The organism is Enterococcus sp. DIV1298c (genome assembly GCF_017316315.1).
GTDB lineage: Bacteria > Bacillota > Bacilli > Lactobacillales > Enterococcaceae > Enterococcus_B > Enterococcus_B mangumiae.
This window is the reverse complement of the sequence record NZ_JAFLWG010000005.1, coordinates 1-24,952: the sequence shown is the minus strand read 5'-3', so window position 1 is coordinate 24,952 and position 24,952 is coordinate 1. Positions and strand designations below refer to the sequence as shown.

Below are 24,952 nucleotides of genomic sequence, written 5' to 3'. Positions count from 1 at the left end.
CTTTATTATTTTCCGAGACAGAATTGACTGAACAATTGTGTGATCAATTCATCTTGGACACTATCTCCTACGACTTCACCGAGGTAATCCCAGCATCGTGTCATATCCATTTGGACTAGGTCGACGGGCATTCCTGCATCGATTCCCGCGATTACTTCTTGTAACGAAATAGCCGCTTTTTCTAGTAAGGCAATATGTCGTGTGTTGGATACATAAGTTGCATCTCTTTCTCCCGTTTGCCCACCGAAAAACAACTCAGAAATTGCTGTTTCTAATCGATCTAATCCTTCATTCTTAGCAACCGATACAGCGAATACCGGCTCATCTTCAATTAATGAGGCAAGCTTTTCTTCCTCTAGTTGTTTCGGTAAATCTGTTTTATTCAATAAAATGATCCGTTTCAAGCCTTTTGTTGCTTCCAATAACTGTTCATCTTCAATCGTTAATGGCTCGCTTTGATTCAAGACAAGTAAGATCAATTCAGATTCAGCTAAAGCTTTACGGCTGCGGGCGACACCGATTTGTTCGACGATATCTTCTGTTTCCCGAATACCTGCTGTATCGATCAACTTCAATGGTACGCCGCGAACATTGACGTATTCTTCGATCACATCTCTTGTCGTTCCCGCAATATCCGTCACGATCGCTTTTTCTTCACGTAATAAATGGTTCAATAAGCTTGATTTCCCAACGTTTGGGCGACCAATGATAGCTGTGCTTAACCCTTCTCGTAAAACCTTCCCTTGTTGTGAAGTCGCTAAAAGAACTTCAATACGTTGTTGGATCATCTGTGCTTTTTCTAATAGAAGTTTTGTTGTCAATTCTTCGACATCATCATATTCAGGGTAATCGATATTCACTTCGACTTGTGCCAATGTTTCTAAAATCTCTTGTCGAAGAGAACGGATCAGCGCAGAAAGGTTTCCGTCTAATTGGTTCAATGCCACGCCCATCGCCTTATCTGTTTTTGCACGGATCAAATCCATGACTGCCTCTGCTTGAGACAAATCAACACGGCCATTTAGAAATGCGCGTTTCGTAAATTCTCCTGGTTCTGCTAAACGTGCACCTTCTCTTAATAGAAGCTGTAAAATTTGATTGACGACGACGATTCCACCATGACAATTGATTTCCACGACATCTTCACGGGTGAACGTTTTTGGTGCGCGCATCACAGATACCATCACTTCATCCACTAATTGTTCACTTTTGGGATCAACGATATGCCCATAGTGAATCGTATGACTAGGAACATCCAACAACTGCTTATTGCCGCTTTGATAGACTTTATTGGCGATGGTTAGCGCTTGATCACCGCTTAAACGCACAATGCTTATCGCTCCTTCACCAGGTGGCGTAGAGATTGCTGCGATCGTATCAAATTCTAAGGTTATTTCAGCCATTTTTTCACTTCCTTTTTCATTTTACGCACAAAAAAAGTGCCCACTTCACCCTTTGCAATAAATGGTGAACTTCGCACTTTGACTGCTTGTTCTGTTTAAATTCTGGTCATAGACTATCATATCTATTTCTAGTAATCAAGCTTTTTTGTCTATTTTTACGAGAGTGATTACTCATTCTTAAACTTTTTCTGCGCAAGATTGTTTTGGTTAGATGTATTCATTAGATAACGCGCTATAGAAGTAAATCTACTCTTATATCTTTATCTTTGTTCCAAAAAACGTTACACTTAAATTGTAACGGTATCTACATACTTTTTCTTTACCGAAAGGAGCAAAAAATATGGCCCAATTTAAACCAAGTGCAGTGGACGGGATAGATGATCCAAGGATCAATGAAGTCGTACTATCAACGGGGAATATCAATCAAAAATATATCGTCAGAGACATCGTATTTGTCGCGGAATGTATTGAAGCGGACTTATTCGATCCTACATTCAATAGTGATGATATGTTTTTAACGACGAAACAGAAATTGAAAAAGAAAGTGTTAGATTATGGCGCAAATGCTGTCATCAATTGCCACTTTGAGTATCAGCAAAAATCGCGAGATGGAAAACAGGTCATTGAGCTTTTTGCCTATGGTACCGTGATCCAATTTGTTCAAACAACGATTGGCTGATCAACAAAAAAACGTGCAGAGCGAATGCTCTGCACGTTTTTTCTACCAAAGTAAAGACTACCATCGTATACTCCGATAAGAATGATTTCTAATAAAATATACTTTGTTTGAAAAAGTTTGTCAATCTGATCGTACGATTTCGAATCATTTGATGCGTAGTAGTTATCTGACTGGCTCGACAACTAAGTAACGATATGGTTCATCACCTTCTGAGTGAGTTTGCACTCCTTCATGTTTACTTAACGCCGCATGGATCTGTTTACGCTCAAAGGCGGGCATTGGTTCTAAAAACACGGGTTGTCCTGTACGTAAGACTTTTTCTGCCGTACGCTCAGCTAGACGTTGAATGATTTCTTGTCTTTTCTCGCGATAATTTCCAACATTTACCACTACGGATAATTTGTTACCGGCAACTCGGTGAATAAACACTTGTGCTAAATATTGTAAGGCATTCAGCGTTTTTCCATGTTTACCGATCAACAAACCTTGTTTATCCGTTTCTAGATGGAAAACGATCGAATTTGCTTCTCTTGTCATTTTTACTACAGCTGGCGCATTCAGTTGTTGGGAGATCTCCGTGAGATAGGTTGCTAATTCCGATAAAGCTGCTTCGTCACCTAATTCACTTTTCTCTTCAATCGATTCCTCAGGTTCGATTTCATCCGTAATTTCTGTTTGAACAGATGTTTCTTCCAATACTTCTTCTACGGTTTCTTCAATCGTTTCAGATACAGCCTCGCTGATATTCGGTTCGATTGAAAGTTTGGCATTTCTTTTTCCCATTCCGAGAAATCCTTTTTTTCCTTCATCAAGTATCTCAATAGCGACTTGCTCTTTTGCTAGTCCTAATTCATTCAATCCAATTTCAACAGCTTCATCTACGGTTGCAGCTTCATAAATCGGCATTTGCATTCCCTCCCTTATTTTTTACGTTTTTTCTTAGGATTTTGTGCTTTACGCAATGCGCGTTCTTTTTCACGGATGCGTTGCGCTTCTTCTTCGCGCTCACGTTTGATTTTAAATGGATTATTGATCAATAGTGTTTGGAACACTTGGAAAGCATTGGATACTACCCAGTATAATGAAAGACCACTGGCTAAGTTGACACCCATAACTAAGATCATCACTGGCATCGCAAAGTTCATGACTTTCAAGGAAGCATTCGATTCTACTTGGCTCATACTTGATAGATACGTACTTGCAAAAGTAAAGATCGCAGCCAAGACTGGTAAAATAAAGGTTGGGTCAGAGTTCCCTAAGTTCAACCATAAGAAGTGACCTTGACTTAACTCAGGAACACGAGAGATCGATTGCCACAAAGCCATCAAGATTGGCATTTGTACTAATAATGGAAGACATCCCGCATAAGGATTCACACCATTTTCGGCATATAATCGTTGTTGTGCTTCTCTTAACTTGCTTTGTGTTTCAGGGTCTTTTGAACTATATTCTTGTTGGATCGCTTTTAGTTTTGGTTGAAGTTCTTGGGTCTTACGCATGCTTTTTGTTTGGAAATGCATCAATGGTAATAAAATCACTCGAATGATGATCGTGAATAAGATGATCCCGATGCCGACATTCCCAAATGACAATGCTTTAATCGCTTCTGCAAAATAATAAACAATGTAGCGATCCCAAATTCCTGTACTTTGTGCGCTGACTTCTCCAGTTCCACAACCGGATAAGACGATGATCAGACCGACAAGCCCGGCCATCAAAAGTAAACGTTTGTATTTCTTCACTTACTCTTTTCCTCTCTGTCGATTATTTTTGCAAGCTTTAAGACGTGGACTAAGTTGGAGCGAATCTCATCGTAAGTCAATCCTTTAATGCTTGGTCTAGCAATCACAATAAAATCTAATTCCGGCTCGATCTCTTCTTTTAATGAATAAATCGCTGCACGGATCTTTCGTTTTACTTCATTGCGACATACAGCGTTTCCGACTTTCTTACCTACAGATAAGCCAACACGAAAATGCGGTTGCTCGTTCTTTTCTAAGCGGTACACGACAAACTTACGGTTAGCAAAGGAAGCGCCAGTTTGAAACACCGCTTGGAACTCTCGTTCTTTTTTCACTCGATACGCTTTTCTCATTCGTTTTCTTTCCTTTTCTATCTCTCACTTACGTTCCCAATCATACCATATTTACTATAAGTCTTTCACCCTTTCCCCTAAAAAAGGGCATAAAAAAAACCACTGTAACCCCAGTGGTCTAAGCTGAAAGAACTTTTCTTCCTTTACGACGACGGCTAGCTAAAACACGACGTCCATTTTTAGTACTCATACGTTTACGGAATCCGTGAACTTTTTGACGTTTACGTTTATTTGGTTGGTATGTTCTTTTCATCTTGTTCCACCTCCAGAAATTCTTATCTACATGTACATGAATTAAACACAGACATACTTTGATAGTATAACGAGTACATAGGGGATTTGTCAATATAAAAAAAGCTTTTATCTATAAAATAATTCTTCGTTTTATCCACAATAGGTATTTTTCTCTCTGTGTTTTCAATGTGGATAAAGTTATGCACAAAAGTTTTCCACAGCATTTTGACCTCAGTTTTTACACAGAATAAACAGCTGAAAATAAGAAATCCACAAATTCTTTATTTTCTGTGTATTAATTTCTGTATCTATTGTCCTTATTACATTTTTTATCCACAACATGCTGGGGAAATCGTTACTTATCCAGCAGTTATCCACCTGTTGATTACTCTTGTGGATATCTTTTTTTCCTCTCTGTGATTTTCTTCTTTTTTTTCCTTCTGGATAATGTGGATAATTGTTATAAAAAATATTTTTCTTTTCTTTCTGTGGAAAACTTTTGTAAAAAATGCTAAATTAGTACTAGCTATTTACTTTTAATGAAGGAGGAGGCCTTGTATGGTATCCCTCGATGCTTTATGGACAGAATTAAAAACGACTTATCAAAAAGAACTGTCGCCAGCAAGTTACAATACTTGGATCGAGACAGCACAACCTAAATCATTAGAACAAAGCCAATTAGTGGTAACTGTTCCAAGTAAGATCCATAAGGAATATTGGGAAAAAAATCTCGCGACAAAGATTGTTGAGGTCGGCTACATGTTAACGGGAAAAGAAATCATTCCACGTTTTGTGACCGGTGAAGAAGCGGAACAAGAAGAAGTAGAAGAAATCAAAACAATGAAAGTTCCCCCCATCACACCAATCAAAAAAGCGATGTTGAATCCTAAGTATACCTTCGACACATTTGTGATCGGGAAAGGCAACCAGATGGCACATGCTGCTGCTTTGGTCGTCGCGGAAGACCCTGGTTCCATCTATAATCCATTGTTCTTCTATGGAGGCGTCGGACTTGGTAAGACTCACTTGATGCACGCGATTGGTCATCAAATGTTGTTGAGTCAGCCAAATGCAAAAGTCAAATATGTCAGCAGTGAAACGTTTGCCAATGATTTTATCAATTCGATCCAAAACAAAACGGCCGAAGAATTCCGCCAAGAATATCGTAATGTGGACTTACTATTAGTCGATGATATTCAATTTTTTGCTGAGAAAGAAGCGACTCAGGAAGAATTTTTCCATACATTCAATGCGCTTTACAATGAAGGAAAACAAATCGTATTAACAAGTGATCGTTTACCAAACGAGATCCCTAAATTGCAAGAACGACTCGTTTCTCGCTTTGCTTGGGGACTTTCAGTAGATATTACGCCGCCGGATCTAGAAACAAGAACAGCTATTTTAAGAAAAAAAGCCGCAGCAGAGCGCCTAGAGATCCCCGACGATACATTAAGTTATATTGCCGGACAGATCGATTCCAACATTCGTGAACTCGAAGGCGCACTTGTACGTGTCCAAGCGTTTGCTACGATGAATAGTGAAGATATATCAACTAGTTTAGCTGCTGATGCACTTAAAACATTGAAATCTGGTAAAGGCCATCCGCAACTCTCGATTTTGCAGATCCAAGAGGAAGTTGCGAAGTACTACCATATCCAATTAAAAGATCTAAAAGGAAAGAAACGCGTCAAATCGATCGTTGTCCCTCGTCAAATCGCAATGTACTTGGCTCGGGAATTGACTGATAGCTCTCTTCCTAAAATCGGCGCTGAATTTGGCGGTAAAGACCATACCACAGTCATCCATGCGCACGAAAAAATCCAGCAGCTGATCGATTCAAGTGTCAGCATGCAAAATGAAGTGTCAGAAATCAAAAATTTCTTATTAAATTAAAACAGATGCTCGATAGAAAGAAAAAATGTATTGTGGATAAAAACAGAAATCATTCAAAAGTTATACACATATTTTCCACAGCTGTTTTTTCTTTTCTCTTCTAGCATTTTTATAGTTTTCCACAGTATCAACAGTACCTAATACTTTTATTACTTTATTTAACTAATAATAAAATAAATATACGGCAAAGGAGATCCACAATGAAAGTAACCTTAAACCGCGCAACATTTATGCAAGAACTGCAAACTGTTCAGCGTGCGATTTCAAGCAAAACGACAATCCCTATTTTGACTGGGGTAAAAATCACCCTTAATCAAGAAGGTCTGACTTTGACAGGAAGTAATGCAGATATTTCGATTGAAACATTTCTATCTGTTGAAAATGAAAAAGCGCAAATGCAAATCGAAGCAACTGGAGCGATCGTCCTACAAGCTCGTTTCTTCAGTGAAATCATTCGTCGATTGCCCGAAGAAACTTTTACACTAGAAGTATTAGAAAACAAACAAGTAGCCATCACTTCAGGCAAAGCAAATTTCCTAGTCAATGGGTTAGATGCAGATAACTATCCTCATCTTCCTGTTGTTGAAAGCCATAACCAAATGAAATTACCTGTCCACGTCTTGACAAAATTGATCAATGAAACCGTGTTTGCCGTTTCTCAACATGAAAGTCGTCCGATCCTTACCGGTGTTCATTTCATTTTGAAAGACAACTCATTATTGGCAGTAGCAACTGACTCTCATCGTTTGAGCCAACGAGTGATCCCGATCGAACAATCCGCTGATCAATTTGATATCGTGATCCCTGGAAAAAGTTTGACTGAATTATCTCGTTCTTTGACAAATGAAGAAGAAATCGTCGAAATCAGTATTATGGAAAACCAAGTACTATTCAAAACGGAAAATATGTATTTTTATTCACGTCTGTTAGAAGGAAACTATCCTGACACGAATCGTTTGATTCCTTCAAGCTTCAATACAGAAGTTGAATTTTCTGTCCCAAGCTTTTTAGCAGCGATTGAGCGTGCTTCTTTGCTATCACATGAAGGCCGTAACAATATCGTTCGCTTATCGATCCAGCCTGATTCGGTTGTTCTCTATGGAAACTCTCCTGAAATCGGGAAAGTAGAAGAAAGCTTGAACTATACGACTAGCACGGGTGATCCATTGGATATTTCATTCAACCCAGACTATATGAAAGCCGCATTACGTGCATTTGGTGACATGAGTATCAAAGTGAAATTCATTTCTGCCATTCGTCCATTTACGTTAGAACCGACAGAAGATGGGGTCCAATTTATCCAATTGATCACCCCTGTACGTACAAACTAAAATTATCATTGAAAATAAACTGAAAAAATAATCCATTTTTAACAGAAGGCCCTAAAATCAATTTTAAGGCTTTCTGTTTCTTTTTGTTTAAAACACCTTTTTTCATTTAAATCCGCTCATATGGAAAAATATATGGATAAATTTGTTTTCTTGCGAAAAAAAGGGTATAATAAAGTATACTTTTAATAATGAAAATGAGGGATGAAGAGTGAAACAACAAGTCATTCTAAAAACTGAGTTTATGACGTTGGGTCAAATGCTTAAAGAAGTCACAGTCATCGGCAGTGGCGGACAAGCAAAATGGTATTTAGCAGAAAACACGGTTTTGGTTGATGGCGAGCCAGAAAATCGTCGTGGACGAAAGCTTTATCCCGGTATGATGATCGAAGTTCCAGAAGCAGGAACTTTTTTTATGGTAAAAAAAGGGAATAACGATAATGAGGCTGAATAAGCTGCACCTCAAAAATTATCGGAACTATCAAGAGTTACAGATTGATTTTTCCAAAAATCTCGTCATTTTTTTAGGGGAAAATGCCCAAGGAAAGACGAATCTTTTGGAAAGTATTTATGTGCTTGCAATGACAAGAAGCCACCGGACGAATAGTGAACAAGAATTGATTGGATGGAACGACGAACAGTCGATGATTCAAGGGGAGATCACACGAGGGACCTCTAAGATCCCTTTAGAGATCCAATTGTCTAAAAAAGGCCGCAAAACAAAGATCAATCATATCGAACAAAAGAAACTAAGTAGTTACGTTGGACAATTGAATGTCATCTTATTTGCTCCTGAGGATCTATCTTTAGTCAAAGGAAGCCCACAGATCCGACGCAAATTTTTAGATATGGAATTAGGTCAGATCAACCCGATCTATCTGTATGATCTTGTCCAATATCAAGCGATCTTAAAACAAAGAAATCAATATTTGAAACAATTGAATGAGAAAAAACAAACGGATTTACTTTATCTAGATATTTTATCCGAACAACTAGCAGAATTTGGCAGCAAAGTTTTAAAGGCAAGGGCGCAATTTATCAAGCGTTTAGAATATTGGGCAAATTCTTTGCATCAACAAATCACGCATCAAAGAGAACAGTTGGCAATCGAATATGTCACGTCCCTCTCTTCTTTAGACACTCTGACAGTTCAAGAGATCCAATCACAATTTTTAACGTTGCTCGAACAAAATAAAAAGAAAGATCTCTTTCGAGGGACAACAACTGTCGGTCCTCATCGAGATGACCTTTCTTTTTTTGTCAATGAAAAAAACGTACAAAATTTTGGTTCCCAAGGCCAACAACGAACGACAGCATTAAGTGTCAAATTAGCAGAAATCGATTTGATCAAAGAAGAAACAGGCGAATATCCGATTCTATTACTAGATGATGTGATGAGTGAGTTAGATGATCAACGTCAACTCCATTTGCTAGAAACGATCGAAGGGAAAGTCCAAACGTTCTTAACGACCACCACCCTTGATCACGTTAAAAATAAAATGACTGTTGAACCTGAGATTTTTTATGTTCAGCAGGGGGAAATAAAAGGAGAATAATCATACATGACAGAAGAAAGAAGTTTAGTCGAGCGCGCAAAAGAATATGATGCCAGTCAGATTCAAGTGCTTGAAGGTCTTGAAGCCGTTCGAAAACGTCCGGGAATGTACATTGGTTCAACAAGTTCAGAAGGACTCCACCACTTAGTTTGGGAAATCGTCGACAATTCGATCGATGAAGTCTTGGCAGGATTTGCGACAAAGATCCAAGTGATCATTGAAGAAGACAACAGTATCACTGTAGTCGATGATGGTCGTGGGATTCCGGTCGATATCCAAGCGAAGACTGGTCGCCCAGCTGTTGAGACTGTCTTCACTGTCTTACATGCAGGTGGTAAATTTGGCGGAGGCGGCTACAAAGTATCCGGTGGTCTGCATGGGGTTGGATCTTCCGTTGTTAATGCATTATCGACATTGTTAGATGTCAAAGTCTACAAAGACGGCAAGATTTACTATCAAGAGTATCGTCGTGGTGCAGTCGTCGATGATTTAAAAGTCATCGGTGACACTGATTTGAGCGGAACGACTGTCCATTTTATCCCAGATCCAGAAATTTTTACGGAAACGACAACTTTCGATTTCAACAAATTAGCGACTCGTATTCGTGAGTTAGCTTTCTTGAATCGTGGCATGAAAATCTCGATTGAAGATCGTCGCGAAGAAACGCCTGTCTTGAAAGAATACCACTATGACGGCGGAATCAAGAGTTATGTCGAATATTTAAATGCAAGTAAAACAGTCATCTTCCCTGAACCTGTTTATTTAGAAGGGGAGCAACAAGAAATCACTGTTGAAGTTTCGATGCAATATACAGATGGTTATCATTCCAATATCATGAGTTTTGCCAACAATATCCATACGTATGAAGGCGGAACCCATGAATCAGGATTTAAGACAGCTTTGACACGTGTCATCAATGATTACGCGCGTAAGCAAAAATTGATGAAAGAAAATGATGATAATTTGACGGGTGAAGATGTCCGTGAGGGATTGACAGCAGTCATTTCGATCAAGCATCCAGATCCGCAGTTTGAAGGACAAACGAAGACAAAACTAGGAAATTCAGAAGTACGTACCGTTACTGATCGTTTGTTCAGTGAGCATTTTATGAAGTTCTTATTGGAAAATCCAAGTGTCGGCCGTCAAATCGTCGAAAAAGGCCTACTTGCTTCTAGAGCCCGCTTAGCAGCGAAACGTGCGCGTGAAGTGACTCGAAGAAAAGGCGCACTAGAAATCAGTAATTTACCTGGTAAATTAGCCGATTGCTCAAGTAATGATCCGGAAAAATGCGAATTATTCATCGTCGAAGGAGATTCTGCCGGCGGTTCAGCGAAACAAGGACGAAGCCGTGAATTCCAAGCGATTTTACCGATTCGTGGGAAAATCTTGAACGTGGAAAAAGCAAGTATGGATAAAATTTTAGCGAACGAAGAAATTCGCTCATTGTTTACAGCGATGGGAACAGGTTTTGGTGAAGATTTTGACGTGTCTAAGGCACGATATCATAAATTAGTTATCATGACCGATGCCGATGTCGATGGTGCGCACATCCGTACGTTGCTATTGACACTCTTTTATCGTTACATGCGCCCAATCGTGGAGGCTGGCTATGTTTATATCGCGCAACCACCACTATACGGTGTCAAACAAGGAAAGAAAATCACGTATGTCCAACCAGGGAAAAATGCAGAAGAAGATTTGAGAAAAGTCATCGAATCACTACCAGCAACACCAAAACCAAGTGTCCAACGATACAAAGGGCTTGGTGAAATGGATGATCATCAACTATGGGAAACGACAATGGACCCAAGCAAACGGATGATGGCTCGTGTCAGCGTTGATGATGCGATTGCTGCCGATGAAGTATTTGAAATGTTGATGGGCGATCGAGTGGAACCTCGTCGTGCATTTATTGAAGAAAATGCGCATTATGTTAAAAATCTAGATATTTGATCATGAAGGAGGAAGAAAAATGAGTGAAGAAATCAGAGAAAACATCCATGATGTCAATCTAACCAGCGAAATGAAAGACTCCTTCATTGATTACGCCATGAGTGTCATCGTTGCTCGGGCTTTACCAGATGTTAGAGATGGATTGAAACCAGTTCACCGCCGTATTTTATACGGCATGAACGAACTCGGTGTCACACCGGATAAAGCGCACAAGAAATCAGCCAGAATCGTTGGGGACGTTATGGGTAAATACCATCCCCACGGTGATAGTGCGATCTATGAATCAATGGTCCGTATGGCACAGCCATTTAGTTACCGTTACATGTTAGTTGACGGTCATGGAAACTTTGGCTCAGTGGATGGCGATGGCGCAGCTGCGATGCGTTATACCGAAGCAAGAATGAGTAAGATCGCGACAGAAATGTTACGAGATATCAATAAAAACACCGTTGATTTCCAAAGCAACTATGATGATACGGAAAAAGAACCGGTTGTTTTACCGGCACGTTTCCCTAACTTATTAGTCAATGGTACGACAGGGATCGCGGTTGGGATGGCGACGAATATCCCGCCACATAACCTGACAGAAGTGGTAGCAGCGATTGATCTATTGATGGAAAATCCCGATGTCACAACAAATGAATTGATGGAAGTCTTACCTGGACCTGATTTTCCTACAGGCGGATTAGTGATGGGTAAATCTGGTATTCGTCGTGCGTACGAAACGGGTAAAGGTTCGATCACTGTTCGCGCAAAAGTAGAAATCACAGAAATGCCAAACGGAAAAGAGCGGATCTTAGTCACTGAATTGCCTTATATGGTCAATAAAGCGAAATTGATCGAGCGAATTTCAGAATTGCACCGTGATAAACGAATCGAAGGTATCACTGATCTAAGAGACGAGTCTTCTCGTGAAGGAATGCGTATCGTGATCGATGTACGTCGAGATGCAAGTGCTTCTGTCATTTTAAACAATCTCTACAAACTGACATCCTTGCAAAACTCATTTGGTTTCAATATGTTAGCGATTGAAAAAGGTGTGCCGAAAGTTCTTAGCTTGAAGCAGATCCTTGAAAATTATATCGAACACCAACGCGAAGTAATCACACGTCGTACCGTGTTTGAAAAGGACAAAGCAGAAGCAAGAGCGCACATCTTGGAAGGGTTGCGAATCGCTTTAGACCATATCGATGAGATCATCGCGATCATTCGTGGGTCTAAATCTGATGAAGAAGCGAAAAATACGATGATCGAACGCTTTGAGCTTTCTGATCGCCAATCTCAAGCAATCATGGATATGCGTTTACGTCGTTTGACAGGTTTGGAAAGAGAGAAAATCGAAAATGAGTACCAAGAATTATTGACACTCATTGAAGATTTAGCTGATATTCTTGCTCGTCCTGAACGAGTGACAGAAATCATTCAAACCGAACTTGCTGAATTGAGTCAACGATTTGGCGACAAACGTCGTACAGAATTACTGGTCGGTGAAGTCTTGAGTTTAGAAGACGAAGATTTAATCGAAGAAGAAGAAATCGTGATCACGTTGACGAATAACGGCTATATCAAGCGTTTAGCTAACAATGAATTCCGCGCACAACGTCGTGGCGGTCGCGGGATCCAAGGAATGGGCGTCCATAATGATGATTTCGTGAAAAATCTCGTTTCTTGCTCGACACATGACACATTGTTGTTCTTTACGAATAACGGAAAAGTGTATCGTGCGAAAGGATATGAGATTCCAGAATACGGACGTACAGCAAAAGGTATCCCGATCATCAACTTGCTTGGGATTGATTCAAGCGAGAAGATCCAGGCCATCATTGCAGTGACTGGCGAAGCAGAAGAAGGACATTATTTATTCTTCACGACACGCCAAGGAACAGTCAAACGTACAACTGTCACTGCATTTGCGAATATCCGCAGTAATGGGTTGATTGCGATTGGCTTGAAAGAAAATGATGAATTGGTGAACGTATTATTGACGGATGGCAAATCAAACATCATCATTGGCACGCACGATGGGTATTCTGTGACATTTGCAGAAGATGCCGTTCGTGATATGGGACGTACAGCCTCTGGTGTTCGTGGTGTTCGTTTGAGAGAAGACGATTATGTCGTAGGAGCAGCCTTGATGAATGACGATCATGAAGTCTTGATCATAACAGAAAAAGGTTACGGTAAACGAACGAAAGTTTCTGAGTACCCAGTCAAAGGCCGTGGAGGTAAAGGAATCAAGACGGCCAATATCACTGAGAAAAATGGGCCATTAGCTGGATTGACGACTGTGACCGGTGAAGAGGATATCATGTTGATCACAGACAAAGGCGTGATCATCCGCTTCAACGTTTCAACTGTTTCTCAAACAGGTCGGGCAACGCTAGGCGTACGTTTGATCAAGATGGAAGCAGAAACAAAAGTTGTGACGATGGCAGCGGTAGAACCAGAACCCGCAGAAGAAGCAACTGTTGAAGCAGACACAACGGATGTAGAAACAGACAACACAGAAGAATAGAAAATAGACGTAAACGAGTAGTGAACGTCTTAACTATCAGAGCCTCCGAGACTAGGTAAAACTAGCTTCGGAGGTTTTTGCCCGTGGCAAAAGAAAACTTTATAAAAAGCAGAACACTCGCTTGCTTTTCTAGTGCGTTGCGTGTATAATTGAGGATTGTGAGTAGTCTAATTTATTAGAAAACTCTCCTTGCTCTCGGGAAAGCTGAGGGCCGAAAGTCCATAGGGAGGTGAAAAATCAATGGAAAACACGAAATACGAAATCATGTATATTATTCGTCCTAACATTGATGAAGAAGCAAAAACTGCTTTAATCGAACGTTTCGATTCAATCTTGAAAGATAACGGAGCTGAAGTTATCGAATCAAAAGATTGGGAAAAACGCCGTTTAGCATACGAAATGAACGGTTACCGTGAAGGTATCTATCACATCGTTAAAGTATCTTCTCCATCATCAGCAGATGCAATCAACGAGTTTGATCGTCTTGCTAAAATCAATGACGATATCGTTCGTCACATGATCATTAAAGAAGAAGCTTAATTATTGTTTCACGTGAAACAGTAACACAACGATGAGAGGAGATGACCATTTTGATTAATAACGTTGTACTAGTTGGACGTCTAACAAAAGATCCAGATTTACGATATACATCAAGTGGCACTGCTGTAGCAACGTTCACTTTAGCTGTCAATCGTAACTTCACGAGCCAAAACGGCAACCGTGAGGCGGATTTTATTAATTGTGTGATTTGGCGAAAATCAGCAGAAACACTAGCAAACTATGCACATAAAGGAACTCTTTTAGGTGTAACTGGTCGTATTCAAACGCGTTCTTATGATAATCAACAAGGACAACGTGTGTACGTAACAGAAGTAGTTGCTGAAAACTTCCAATTATTGGAAAGTCGTGCAGCATCTGAAAACCGTCAACAAAGCGGTGGCTACCAAGACACTGGTCAATCGACAAATAATTTTGGCGGAAACAATAACTATAATCAAACATCTCAATCATCCAACGGTATGCCTGATTTTGATCGTGATTCTTCTGATCCATTTGGGTCAAGTTCAACGATCGACATTTCAGACGATGATTTACCATTCTAAACGAATTTGATAGGAGGGAAATAGAATGGCACAACAAAGAAGAGGCGGACGTAAACGTCGTAAAGTAGACTATATTGCTGCTAACCATATTGAATATATCGATTATAAAGATATCGAATTACTAAAAAGATTTATCTCAGAACGCGGTAAAATCTTGCCACGTCGTGTAACAGGTACAGGCGCTAAAAACCAACGTAAAATTACGATTGCAATCAAACGCGCACGTATCATGGGATTACTACCATTCGTTGGCGAAGAATAATTCGCTTTAGGAATGATTTTGTAGGAATACCTAATCGTTTCAACCATTACAGAGGAAGTTATGACTACTGTCGTGACTTCCTCTTTTTGTTCCATTCAGGTGTTTAGTCGCTTACATGACATGAGTTATGGTAAAATTAGGCTAATCAGTTACGGGAGGAAAGACATGGATAAAGAAAAAATAAAAGTAAGCCCGAGCCCTCTGCTCATTCTTTTATTGATCCTTGCAGAAGTTTTGGTTGTATTAGTGATGCCATTTCGGCCGATCAGTGCATTGTTCATACTGTTCGTGAACATCTTTTGTATTCGTTATGGTTTAAAGGTGAAACGTTGGTTGACTTTGAGGAATCGTGAGAAGATCCAACAAGCTTCAACCGTCGCAGAATCCAATTTGAATTATGTTTCTGAAATCATGCCAGTAGGGATCATCTCTTATCAACCAGCGACACAAACCGTTGATTGGCTGAATCCTTTCGCATTGAACGTGAAAGATCAAAGTTCACTCTTAGATGCAGACTTGTTAGAAACCTTTTTTTCAGCAAAAGAAAAAAAGAAAAATCAAGTCTATTTAGCCGACAAAACGTTTCAATTCGAATTGGATACGGTAAAAGGTGTTGTTTATTTTATTGATGTGACACAGAATCAGTTACTGAAGATCCATCAAGTAAACAGCCAACCGATCATCGGTATTCTTTCAATTGATAATTATGCAGATACAGTGGATAAATTGGATGAAAAAGAAGTTTCTTATTTGAACTCCTTTATTACGACATTGATCTCTGACTGGATGAATGAATATCACGTATTTTTTAAACGCATCAATTCAGAGCGCTTTTTCTTCTTTGGACAGATGAGCGACTTGAAGAAAATGATGGATAAGAAATTTGATCTTTTAGATCGCTTACGATCAGAAGCAGAAAGACAAAACCATCCGTTGACGCTTAGCATGGGGATCGCCTATGGGCAACAGTCACTAGAAGAGATTGGTAGTGAAGCTCAAAACAACCTAGATATTGCCTTAGTTCGTGGTGGGGATCAAGTCGTGGTGAAAGAAGTTCGCGAAGGCGCAAAACCCACTTATTATGGGGGGAAATCAGCGACAACGATCAAGCGTACGCGCGTTCGTTCAAGAGCCATGAGTACTGCCTTACGGAAAATATTTGATGAAACAGGCGATGTATTTATTATGGGGCATCGATTCCCTGATATGGATGCGATTGGTTCAGCCGTTGGTGTCAGTTGCCTAGCACGCTTCAATCAGAAAAAAGCATATATCGTCATCGATGAAAAAGAAATCATTCCAGATGTGGAACGCTGTTTGGAAGAAATTCATAAAGAACCAGAGTTGGAGATGCAATTGATTACGCCAGAATGCGCGATGGAGCTCAAGAAAGCAAAGGATCTACTCGTAATGGTCGATTACCATAAACCTTCGCTATCGATCTCTCAGAGCCTTTATGAGCAATTTGATAAGATCGTGATCATCGACCATCATCGTCGAGGAGAAGAGTTTCCAAGTAAGCCACTTTTGACGTATATTGAGTCCTCTGCCTCTTCTGCCTCTGAATTAGTCACAGAATTGATTCAATACCAAAGCAGTCGAACCAATCGGATCAGCCGTTTAGAGGCTACCTTGTTGTTGGCAGGGATGACCGTGGATACGAATAACTTCAATGTCCGAACCACAGCACGCACTTTTGATGTGGCAAGCTATTTAAAGACTTGTAGTGCAGACGCATCCTTAGTACAATATTTATTGAGCTCTGATTTAGCCACTTATCTCGAAATCAGCCACTTGATCGCACACAATGAACAAGTGACGGAGGATATAGTGGTGGCAGCAGGGACGGATGAAAAAGAGTATAATAGTGTTATCGCAGCAAAAACAGCAGATACGTTGCTTTCAATGGTCAATATCAACGGCGCTTTCGTGATTACCAAACGAACAGATGGCTTAGTTGGTATCAGCGCTCGCAGCACAGGAACGATCAATGTCCAACTCATCATGGAATCTCTAGGTGGTGGCGGACATTTCACCAATGCCGCAACACAATTGGAAAATGTGACTGTCGAAGAAGCAAAACAACAACTGCTCGCTGCTATCCAAGAAAATATGCAACAATTATATAAAAAGGAGTAGATGAAATGAAAGTCATTTTCTTACAAGATGTCAAAGGCAAAGGCAAAAAAGGCGATGTCAAAGAAGTGCCTACAGGCTATGCACAAAACTATTTGATCAAGAACAACCTAGCAAAAGAAGCAAATAAAAGTAGTATCAGTCAGTTAGAAGGACAGAAAAAAGCGCAAGAAAAACAAGAAGCAGAAATCCTTGAAGAAGCAAAAAAACTAAAAGAATTTCTTGAAAAAGAAGAAACAGTCGTTGAATTAAAAGCCAAAGCAGGAGAAGATAGCCGCTTGTTCGGTTCGATCCCATCGAAACAAATCGCTGAAGGTCTGAATAAACAATACAAAGTAAAATTGGACAAACGTAAAATCGAATTGAATAACCCGATCCGTACATTAGGTTACACGAACGTACCAGTGAAGTTGCACCATGAAGTAACGGCAACGATCAAAGTGCATGTTGTTTCTGAATAAACGAAAAGAACCTGTGACGAAAGGTCATCACTTCAAAAAACAGCCGCAGAGGTCAAAAATAGCTTTTGATTATTTTTGGCCTCTGTGGTCTATTTTCGAAGGCACAGCTTTTGGAACAGATGTTCATTTTAGGGATGACTTTTCTGCTATTTTCTTGTAAAATGAAGCAATTGAAAGCAAGGAGCGATAGAATATGAGTGAAGTGTGGCAGGATCGAATTCCACCGCAAAATATTGAAGCTGAACAAGCGGTTCTAGGTTCTGTGTTTCTAGACGCTGAAACGATCATTGATGCCATGGAGTACATAGAACCGAAAGACTTTTATCGTCGGGGACATCAAATCATTTTTGAGATCATGATCGAATTGAATGACCGTAGTGAAGCCATTGATGTTGTGACAGTCAAAGATCGTTTAGAGCAACGAAATCTACTGGAAGATGCTGGCGGCGTCAGCTATTTATCTGACCTAGCCTTAGCGGTACCAACGGCAGCAAACATCGTGTACTATGCAAAAATCGTGGAAGAAAAATCGTTACTTCGTAATTTGATCCAAACAGCAACAGGCATTGTCACTAGAGGATTTGAACAAGGAGAAGAAGTCCAATCGATCTTGGACGATGCGGAACGTAGTATCCTTGAAGTATCAGAAAAACGTAATCGCAGCGGATTCTTATCCATTGCGGACGTCTTGAATTCAACGATTGAAAATATCGACCAGTTAGCACAAAACAATGAAGAAATCACCGGTTTACCTACGGGTTACCAAGGATTAGATAAAATGACTGCTGGATTCCAAGCAGAAGAGCTGATTATTTTAGCTGCTCGTCCGGCGGTAGGTAAAACAGCCTTTGCCTTGAATATTGCCCAAAATGTCGGTACAAAAACGGATCGTTCCGTAGCAATCTTCAGTTTGGAGATGGGGGCAGAATCACTAGTCAATCGGATGCTTTGTGCGGAAGGGTCGATCGAAGCGAGTCACCTACGTACAGGTCAGCTTTCAGAAGAAGAATGGTCCAATTTGATCGTTGCGATGGGAAGCTTATCTAAAGCCAATATCTTTATCGATGATACCCCAGGGATCAAAATCTCTGAGATACGTGCAAAATGCCGAAAACTTGCGCAAGAAAAAGGAAATCTAGGCTTGATCCTTATCGATTACTTGCAGTTGATCGAAGGAAACGGCAAAGAAAACCGCCAACAAGAAGTCTCTGATATTTCTCGTCAGTTAAAGAAACTGGCAAAAGAATTAAAAGTACCCGTCATTGCCCTTTCACAGCTTTCTCGTGGGGTAGAACAACGTCAGGATAAACGCCCTGTATTGAGTGATATCCGGGAATCTGGGTCAATCGAGCAGGATGCCGATATCGTTGCTTTCTTATATCGTGATGATTACTACGAACGTGAAGGCGGCGAGGACAGCGAGGCACCAGAACCGCAAAATGACAATGTCATCGAAGTCATAATCGAAAAAAACCGTAGTGGTGCAAGGGGAACAGTCGAGCTGCTCTTCATCAAAGAATACAATAAGTTTTCTTCCCTTTCACCGCGAGAAGAATATTAATCAGAATCAATCAAAAATACATCCGAGAAACGAAGGTAGGATTACTTTTCGTTTCTCGGATTTTTTTGAAATACCCCTTAATTGAGCTTTTTCTTCGCGATGGTGAGTTTGAAGAAATTACACTATATTGTTCGTTTTTCAATCGTTTTCACTAAATTATTCCAAATATCATTCGATTTTAGTTGAATAAAGTGTCAATCATTGTTACAATAATTCAGGATTAAATAATATTAAATGAGGTGTTCAAATGTCATCTGTAGTAGTAGTGGGTACACAATGGGGCGACGAAGGGAAAGGAAAAATTACTGACTTTCTTAGTGAAAATGCTGAAGTGATCGCACGGTACCAAGGTGGCGACAATGCGGGACACACAATTAAATTCGATGGTGTTACGTATAAACTGCACTTGATTCCTTCGGGGATTTTTTACAAAGATAAAATCAGCGTGATCGGGAATGGTGTAGTAGTCAATCCGAAATCTTTAGTCAAAGAATTGGCTTATTTACACGAAAAAAATGTGACGACAGATAATTTACGTATCTCTGATCGTGCACATGTCATCTTGCCGTATCATATCAAATTAGACCAATTGCAAGAAGATGCAAAAGGGGAAAACAAAATCGGAACGACCATCAAAGGGATCGGACCTGCTTATATGGATAAAGCCGCACGTGTCGGTATTCGTGTAGCCGATTTATTGGACAAAGAAATTTTTGAAGAACGTTTACGTATGAATTTAGACGATAAAAATCGTCAATTTGTGAAAATGTTTGATTCAGAGCCAATTGATTTTGAAGAAATCTTTGAAGAATACTATGAGTATGGTCAACAAATCAAACAATATGTGACAGATACATCTGTCATTTTAAATGATGCGCTAGATGCAGGAAAACGTGTACTATTTGAAGGCGCACAAGGAGTTATGTTGGATATCGATCAAGGAACCTATCCTTTTGTTACTTCATCCAATCCAGTTGCTGGAGGCGTGACGATCGGTAGTGGTGTCGGCCCTTCTAAAATCAATAAAGTGGTCGGTGTATGTAAAGCCTATACGTCACGTGTGGGTGATGGCCCGTTCCCAACAGAATTGTTTGACGAAACAGGTCAACGAATCCGTGATATCGGTCGTGAGTATGGTACAACGACAGGGCGTCCTCGTCGTGTCGGCTGGTTTGATACAGTCGTGATGCGTCACTCAAAACGTGTATCAGGTATCACGAATCTATCTTTGAATTCGATCGATGTCTTGAGCGGCTTAGAAACAGTGAAGATCTGTACAGCGTACGAATTAGACGGTGAACGAATCTATCATTACCCAGCGAGTCTGAAAGAATTGAATCGTTGCAAGCCAATCTATGAAGAATTACCAGGCTGGTCAGAAGATATTACTGCTTGCCGTACGTTAGCAGAACTACCAGAAAATGCGCGTAACTATGTAAGACGTATCTCAGAGCTTGTAGGCGTGCGTATTTCAACATTTTCAGTCGGTCCTGACCGAAACCAAACAAATATCCTAGAAAGCGTGTGGGCGCAAATCTAGGCCTTTCAGTGACTATTCGCTAACAGGAACATTCTTTCAAGAATGAGTGAAACACTGGAATCACGATAAACAGATAAGAGGGGAAAACGGGGAATCGAACGTTTTTCCCTCTTATCGTATCTATTCACCCTTTCGTTTGAACAGTTCATGCCAAGTAGAATGTCTACAAGGGTTGAAGTTATTTAAAATTCTAGGAGTTTGCTATAATAGACAACGATGAAAAGTGGAGAAAAAAGGAGTTGGAACGAATGTATCAAATAGTCACAGATTCATGTTGCGATCTGCCATATCAGGTATTAGCAAATGCAAATGTTGATTTTTTATCTATGGAAATCCAGATAGGTGAGGAGATCCTGATCGATGATCTAGGAAAAACATTTGATTATGAAGGGTACATCCAACAGTTACGTGAAGGCGCAATGCCTACGACCTCACAAATCAATGTTGGTCGTTATTTAGAATTCTTTCGTAGCTATGTAGAAAAAGGAATCCCTGTTTTGTACATTGCTTTTTCGAGTGGGATGAGTGGTTCTTACAGCAGTGCCTTACAAGCAGTGGAATTATTGAAGGAATCATACGAAGACCCACAAGTTTATGTATTTGATACAAAAGCCGCAAGCATCGGTGAGGGATTGTTGGTATTAGAAGCAGTTCGCTTGAAACAAGCAGGCTCTTCTCTAGAAGAAACACTGACTTGGCTAGAAAACAATTACCTCAAGGTTCATTCTTGGGTAACAGTCGATGATTTAAAACATTTAGAACGTGGTGGCCGTATTTCTAAAGCAAGTGCCACTATTGGTAGTCTTTTAAGCGTAAAACCAATCATTACCGTTGAACCAGGTGGTCATCTATCAAATGTCGATAAAGTACGCGGTAGAAATAAATCCATTCAAAAAATCGTGGATGAAACCGTCAAATCGATTGTCGCGCCACTTGAACAAACGGTGTATATCGCTTATGCAGGTGATCTAGAAAGTGCTGAGAAAGCCAAAAAGCTGCTGGAAGAAAGCATCAAAACAAAAGAAATCAAGCTCTATCCCTTAGGACCAACGATCGCAAGTCATACAGGCTATGGCTGTATCGCGATATTCTCAATGGGCGTCAGCCGATAAAAAGAAAAACAGGTGTATCACGTAAGAATACTTACGCTGTACACCTGTTTTTTTGTTGATGTTGAAAGGCTTAGTTCCAAAGTTGTTCTAATTGTTTTTGGATGTCTTTGTTCTCTAAGAATTCATCATAAGTCGTATCTGCACGGTCGATCACGCCTTTATCAGAAACAGCAATGATGCGATTTGCTAACGTTTGGATGAATTGGTGGTCATGAGAAGCAAATAGGATCGAACCTGAAAATGCCATCAAACCATCATTCAATGCAGTAATCGATTCTAAGTCTAAATGGTTCGTTGGATCATCTAAGACAAGGACATTTGCTTTTGAAAGCATCAATTTAGAAAGCATACAACGAACTTTTTCGCCCCCAGAAAGGACATTTACTGGTTTTAATACTTCTTCACCAGAAAACAACATGCGACCTAAGAAGCTTCGTAAGAAGGTGTTATCATCTTCTTCTTTACTTGCATATTGGCGTAACCAGTCAAGGATCGTTAAGTCTGTATCAAATTCTTTTGTTGTATCCTTTGGTAGATAAGCATTGCTTGTTGTTACACCCCAACGGACAGTACCCGTATCCGGTGTTAAATCGCCCATGATCACTTTGAATAGCGTTGTAGTTGTTATATCATTTTCGGCAACGAATGCTACCTTGTCTTCTTTGTTCAAAGTGAATGATATATCATCTAAAATCTTCTTACCATCAATCGTTACACTGACATTTTCAACTTGTAGTAAGTCATTTCCGATCTCACGTTCCGGTTTGAATCCAACAAAAGGATAACGACGTGAAGATGGTTGGATATCGTCCAACGTGATTTTTTCTAACATCTTTTTACGAGATGTCGCTTGTTTTGATTTTGACGCATTTGCACTGAAACGTGCGATAAAGTCTTGTAATTCTTTGATTTGTTCTTCTTTTTTCGCATTGGCATTCGCTTGTAACTTAGTCGCTAATTGGCTTGATTCTAACCAGAAGTCGTAATTTCCTACATAAAGTTTGATTTTACCAAAGTCTAAATCTGCCATGTGGGTACATACTTTGTTCAAGAAGTGACGGTCATGGGAAACAACGATCACTGTATTCTCAAATTCAATCAAAAATTCTTCTAACCAGTTGATCGACTGGATATCTAGTCCGTTTGTCGGCTCATCTAGAAGTAATACATCTGGTTTACCAAATAGTGTTTGTGCAAGCAACACTTTCACTTTTTGTCCACCTGTTAGTTCGCTCATCAATTGATGGTGTAACTCTTCAGGAATATTCAATCCTTGAAGTAAAACAGCTGCTTCTGGCTCTGCTTCCCAACCATTTAATTCTGCGAACTCGCCTTCTAATTCTGCGGCACGAATCCCATCTTCATCTGTAAAATCTTCTTTCATATAGATGGCATCTTTTTCTTTCATTACTTCATACAAACGTTTATGCCCCATGATCACTGTTTCCATTACAGTATATTCTTCATAGTCAAAGTGGTTTTGTTTCAAAACAGCCATACGTTCATCAGGTCCTAATGTAACAGAACCTGTTGAAGGTTGTAAGTCTCCAGATAATACTTTAAGGAATGTTGATTTACCTGCGCCATTTGCTCCAATTAAGCCATAACAATTGCCGGGAGTGAATTTTATATTAACATCATCAAATAGTTTGCGATCTGAAAAGTGCAAACTTACATCATTTACAGTAATCAATTTTTTTCCTCACTTTATGTTTATAATATTTGCCAAGTCTTCTAGAATTATATAGGGGAATGTTGAAAGTTTCAAGGAAATCAGTGATTCTTTACGTTTCACGTGAAACAATTAAAGGAATAAAAGATGGTAAACGTTTTTTTACCACTAAAGCATTTTCATAGGTGCTAAATTTTTGAAGTTATTTTAATGGGGGCGTAAGATAGAAATAGATAAAGAAGAAAGTAGGGATAAAAAATGAAAGAAAGTAGAAAAGTAGATTGGGGTTCACTGATATTAGGGATATTATTTGTTTTAGTTTCCTTGATTTCTTTTCGTGATCCAGTAGGTAACTTGGTTGCCATCGTTATTGTATTTGCTGTTTTTGCTATTATAAAAGGGTTATTTGAGTTATTTATGCGCAAACAAGTAAAAGAGCTGACAGGTTATAAAGGCAAGATGCCATTGGTCGTCGGGATCATTGATATTTTGATTGGGATCTTTTTCATCTTCAATATTGGCGCCGGTGTTGTAGCATTACCATTTGTCTTCGCTATTTGGTTCATTATTGATTCTGTTTTAGCTTTAGTTACGGCTGATTTATTTAGAGGAATCAGTGAAGGTCATTATTGGTTCACCGTAGTCATCAACATCTTGGGTATCTTATTAGGGATCATTTTATTATTCAATCCTTTATCCTCTGCGTTGACGCTAAGTTTTTTAGTTGGTTTTTACTTTATGGTGGTTGGGATCAATCAGATCGTTTATGCGTTTAGATGATTTCTAGAAATATAAGAATAAAATCAATTAAATTTAAGTTGTTAGAAGTGATTGGCAGATGATCTTAATCATGAACTAAGTTTACACTTAAAAAAGTGCAATAGCTGACCAAGTGATTCAATCATTGAGTTACTTGGTTGGCTTTTTTATTGATTAAGAGAAGGTGTGTATAGATTTTTTGTAAATTAACAATTATATTACAATTAGTTGAATAGAAGGGGAGGGATCAATAGTATGGGTATAATAACGATAAGATTGAATGATCAGGAAGAAGCTTTCTTTCAAAGCTATGCAGAATTAACGGGTCAACCTTTATCTACTTTGATGAAACAAGCATTGACTGAAAAAATTGAAGATTATCTTGATTTGCAAGACGGATATGAAGTATTGAAAAATCTAACTAATGAATCAGCTAGTCTCCAAAATATGTTGAAAGAAGAAGGCTTATGACTTAACTTGTGGAATTTTACTCTGGCGTTACCGTATAGGTAAATACAGACTTATTTGCATCATCCATGATGATTGTGCTCTTGTGCTTGTTATCAAGTCAGGAAAGCGTGAGACAATTTATAGTATTTAGTCGATGTAATTATTACATATTTTTATAGTAATATTCAGCTTTCATGTTTTTAAAAGCCTATCCTTTGGGAAAAACCTCATAAAGCCAAA

23 protein-coding genes are annotated in these 24,952 nt (G+C 39.4%); 17 read left to right on the top strand and 6 right to left on the bottom strand.

Features of this window, described 5'->3' with window-relative positions; all coding sequences use genetic code 11:
• Positions 1–5 precede the first annotated feature (5 nt).
• Positions 6–1,403 (bottom strand): tRNA uridine-5-carboxymethylaminomethyl(34) synthesis GTPase MnmE, encoded by a 1,398-nt coding sequence (mnmE, locus tag JZO83_RS01170; RefSeq protein WP_206856687.1) that lies wholly within the window; start codon positions 1,401–1,403, stop codon positions 6–8.
• A 340-nt stretch (positions 1,404–1,743) separates the two neighbouring features.
• Here mnmE and JZO83_RS01165 point away from each other — a divergent pair, with 340 nt between their 5' ends.
• The gene (locus JZO83_RS01165) at positions 1,744–2,082 is read left to right on the top strand and encodes a heavy metal-binding domain-containing protein (RefSeq protein ID WP_206856686.1); all 339 of its coding nucleotides are present in this window, start codon (positions 1,744–1,746) and stop codon (positions 2,080–2,082) included.
• A gap of 162 nt (positions 2,083–2,244) precedes the next feature.
• Here the strand turns inward: JZO83_RS01165 and jag are convergent, their stop codons facing one another.
• From jag to rpmH, 4 genes are all read right to left on the bottom strand, one after another.
• Positions 2,245–2,988 (bottom strand): RNA-binding cell elongation regulator Jag/EloR, encoded by a 744-nt coding sequence (jag, locus tag JZO83_RS01160; protein ID WP_206856685.1) that lies wholly within the window; start codon positions 2,986–2,988, stop codon positions 2,245–2,247.
• Positions 2,989–3,002: 14 nt separating this feature from the next.
• Entirely contained in the window at positions 3,003–3,824 is an 822-nt protein-coding gene (locus JZO83_RS01155) for a YidC/Oxa1 family membrane protein insertase (RefSeq protein ID WP_206856684.1), read from the bottom strand.
• A complete protein-coding gene (gene rnpA / locus JZO83_RS01150) occupies positions 3,821–4,177 on the bottom strand; it encodes a ribonuclease P protein component (protein WP_206856683.1) in 357 nt (118 codons plus the stop codon). Before rnpA ends, JZO83_RS01155 begins: the two co-directional genes overlap by 4 nt.
• A gap of 118 nt (positions 4,178–4,295) precedes the next feature.
• Positions 4,296–4,430, bottom strand: a complete 135-nt coding sequence (gene rpmH / locus JZO83_RS01145) for a 50S ribosomal protein L34 (RefSeq protein WP_002293121.1) — start codon at positions 4,428–4,430, stop codon at positions 4,296–4,298.
• Positions 4,431–4,969: 539 nt separating this feature from the next.
• Between rpmH and dnaA the strand changes: the two genes are divergently transcribed.
• The 14 genes from dnaA to JZO83_RS01075 all read left to right on the top strand — a co-directional run bounded on the left by dnaA (position 4,970) and on the right by JZO83_RS01075 (position 21,831).
• Positions 4,970–6,304, top strand: coding sequence for a chromosomal replication initiator protein DnaA (gene dnaA / locus JZO83_RS01140; RefSeq protein ID WP_023518857.1), 1,335 nt, complete (start codon positions 4,970–4,972; stop codon positions 6,302–6,304).
• A 200-nt stretch (positions 6,305–6,504) separates the two neighbouring features.
• Positions 6,505–7,635 (top strand): DNA polymerase III subunit beta, encoded by a 1,131-nt coding sequence (gene dnaN / locus JZO83_RS01135; protein WP_019723042.1) that lies wholly within the window; start codon positions 6,505–6,507, stop codon positions 7,633–7,635.
• A 208-nt stretch (positions 7,636–7,843) separates the two neighbouring features.
• Positions 7,844–8,086: a S4 domain-containing protein YaaA gene (gene yaaA / locus JZO83_RS01130; protein WP_019723041.1), complete on the top strand. Its 243-nt coding sequence runs from the start codon at positions 7,844–7,846 to the stop codon at positions 8,084–8,086.
• Positions 8,073–9,188, top strand: coding sequence for a DNA replication/repair protein RecF (gene recF / locus JZO83_RS01125; RefSeq protein ID WP_206856682.1), 1,116 nt, complete (start codon positions 8,073–8,075; stop codon positions 9,186–9,188). The genes yaaA and recF overlap by 14 nt, the downstream gene beginning before the upstream one ends.
• A 6-nt stretch (positions 9,189–9,194) precedes the next feature.
• On the top strand, positions 9,195–11,141 hold the full coding sequence (gene gyrB, locus JZO83_RS01120; protein ID WP_206856681.1) for a DNA topoisomerase (ATP-hydrolyzing) subunit B: 1,947 nt from the start codon (positions 9,195–9,197) through the stop codon (positions 11,139–11,141).
• Positions 11,142–11,160: 19 nt separating this feature from the next.
• Positions 11,161–13,656 carry a DNA gyrase subunit A gene (gyrA, locus tag JZO83_RS01115; protein WP_207114800.1) on the top strand — a complete coding sequence of 832 codons (2,496 nt, stop codon included), beginning with the start codon at positions 11,161–11,163 and terminating at the stop codon, positions 13,654–13,656.
• A 240-nt stretch (positions 13,657–13,896) separates the two neighbouring features.
• Complete coding sequence (gene rpsF, locus JZO83_RS01110) at positions 13,897–14,196, top strand: 30S ribosomal protein S6 (protein ID WP_206857206.1); 300 nt, start codon at positions 13,897–13,899, stop codon at positions 14,194–14,196.
• Between the two features lie 50 nt (positions 14,197–14,246).
• Positions 14,247–14,759, top strand: coding sequence for a single-stranded DNA-binding protein (ssb, locus tag JZO83_RS01105; RefSeq protein WP_161642285.1), 513 nt, complete (start codon positions 14,247–14,249; stop codon positions 14,757–14,759).
• A 25-nt stretch (positions 14,760–14,784) separates the two neighbouring features.
• Positions 14,785–15,021, top strand: a complete 237-nt coding sequence (rpsR, locus tag JZO83_RS01100; RefSeq protein WP_010734555.1) for a 30S ribosomal protein S18 — start codon at positions 14,785–14,787, stop codon at positions 15,019–15,021.
• Between the two features lie 165 nt (positions 15,022–15,186).
• Positions 15,187–17,160 carry a DHH family phosphoesterase gene (locus JZO83_RS01095; protein ID WP_207114799.1) on the top strand — a complete coding sequence of 658 codons (1,974 nt, stop codon included), beginning with the start codon at positions 15,187–15,189 and terminating at the stop codon, positions 17,158–17,160.
• A 5-nt stretch (positions 17,161–17,165) separates the two neighbouring features.
• Positions 17,166–17,618 (top strand): 50S ribosomal protein L9, encoded by a 453-nt coding sequence (gene rplI / locus JZO83_RS01090; RefSeq protein WP_010734553.1) that lies wholly within the window; start codon positions 17,166–17,168, stop codon positions 17,616–17,618.
• 193 nt (positions 17,619–17,811) lie between these two features.
• Positions 17,812–19,179 (top strand): replicative DNA helicase, encoded by a 1,368-nt coding sequence (dnaB, locus tag JZO83_RS01085; protein ID WP_207114798.1) that lies wholly within the window; start codon positions 17,812–17,814, stop codon positions 19,177–19,179.
• Between the two features lie 247 nt (positions 19,180–19,426).
• Entirely contained in the window at positions 19,427–20,719 is a 1,293-nt protein-coding gene (locus tag JZO83_RS01080; RefSeq protein WP_206857202.1) for an adenylosuccinate synthase, read from the top strand.
• A 248-nt stretch (positions 20,720–20,967) separates the two neighbouring features.
• Positions 20,968–21,831: a DegV family protein gene (locus JZO83_RS01075; protein ID WP_206857201.1), complete on the top strand. Its 864-nt coding sequence runs from the start codon at positions 20,968–20,970 to the stop codon at positions 21,829–21,831.
• 70 nt (positions 21,832–21,901) lie between these two features.
• On the opposite strand, the gene JZO83_RS01070 is transcribed toward JZO83_RS01075, so the two are convergent.
• Positions 21,902–23,524: an ATP-binding cassette domain-containing protein gene (locus tag JZO83_RS01070; RefSeq protein ID WP_206857199.1), complete on the bottom strand. Its 1,623-nt coding sequence runs from the start codon at positions 23,522–23,524 to the stop codon at positions 21,902–21,904.
• A gap of 237 nt (positions 23,525–23,761) precedes the next feature.
• Here JZO83_RS01070 and JZO83_RS01065 point away from each other — a divergent pair, with 237 nt between their 5' ends.
• Positions 23,762–24,283 carry a DUF308 domain-containing protein gene (locus JZO83_RS01065; RefSeq protein WP_206857195.1) on the top strand — a complete coding sequence of 174 codons (522 nt, stop codon included), beginning with the start codon at positions 23,762–23,764 and terminating at the stop codon, positions 24,281–24,283.
• A 234-nt stretch (positions 24,284–24,517) separates the two neighbouring features.
• Positions 24,518–24,733 carry a DUF6290 family protein gene (locus JZO83_RS01060; RefSeq protein ID WP_206857194.1) on the top strand — a complete coding sequence of 72 codons (216 nt, stop codon included), beginning with the start codon at positions 24,518–24,520 and terminating at the stop codon, positions 24,731–24,733.
• Positions 24,734–24,952: the final 219 nt, after the last annotated feature.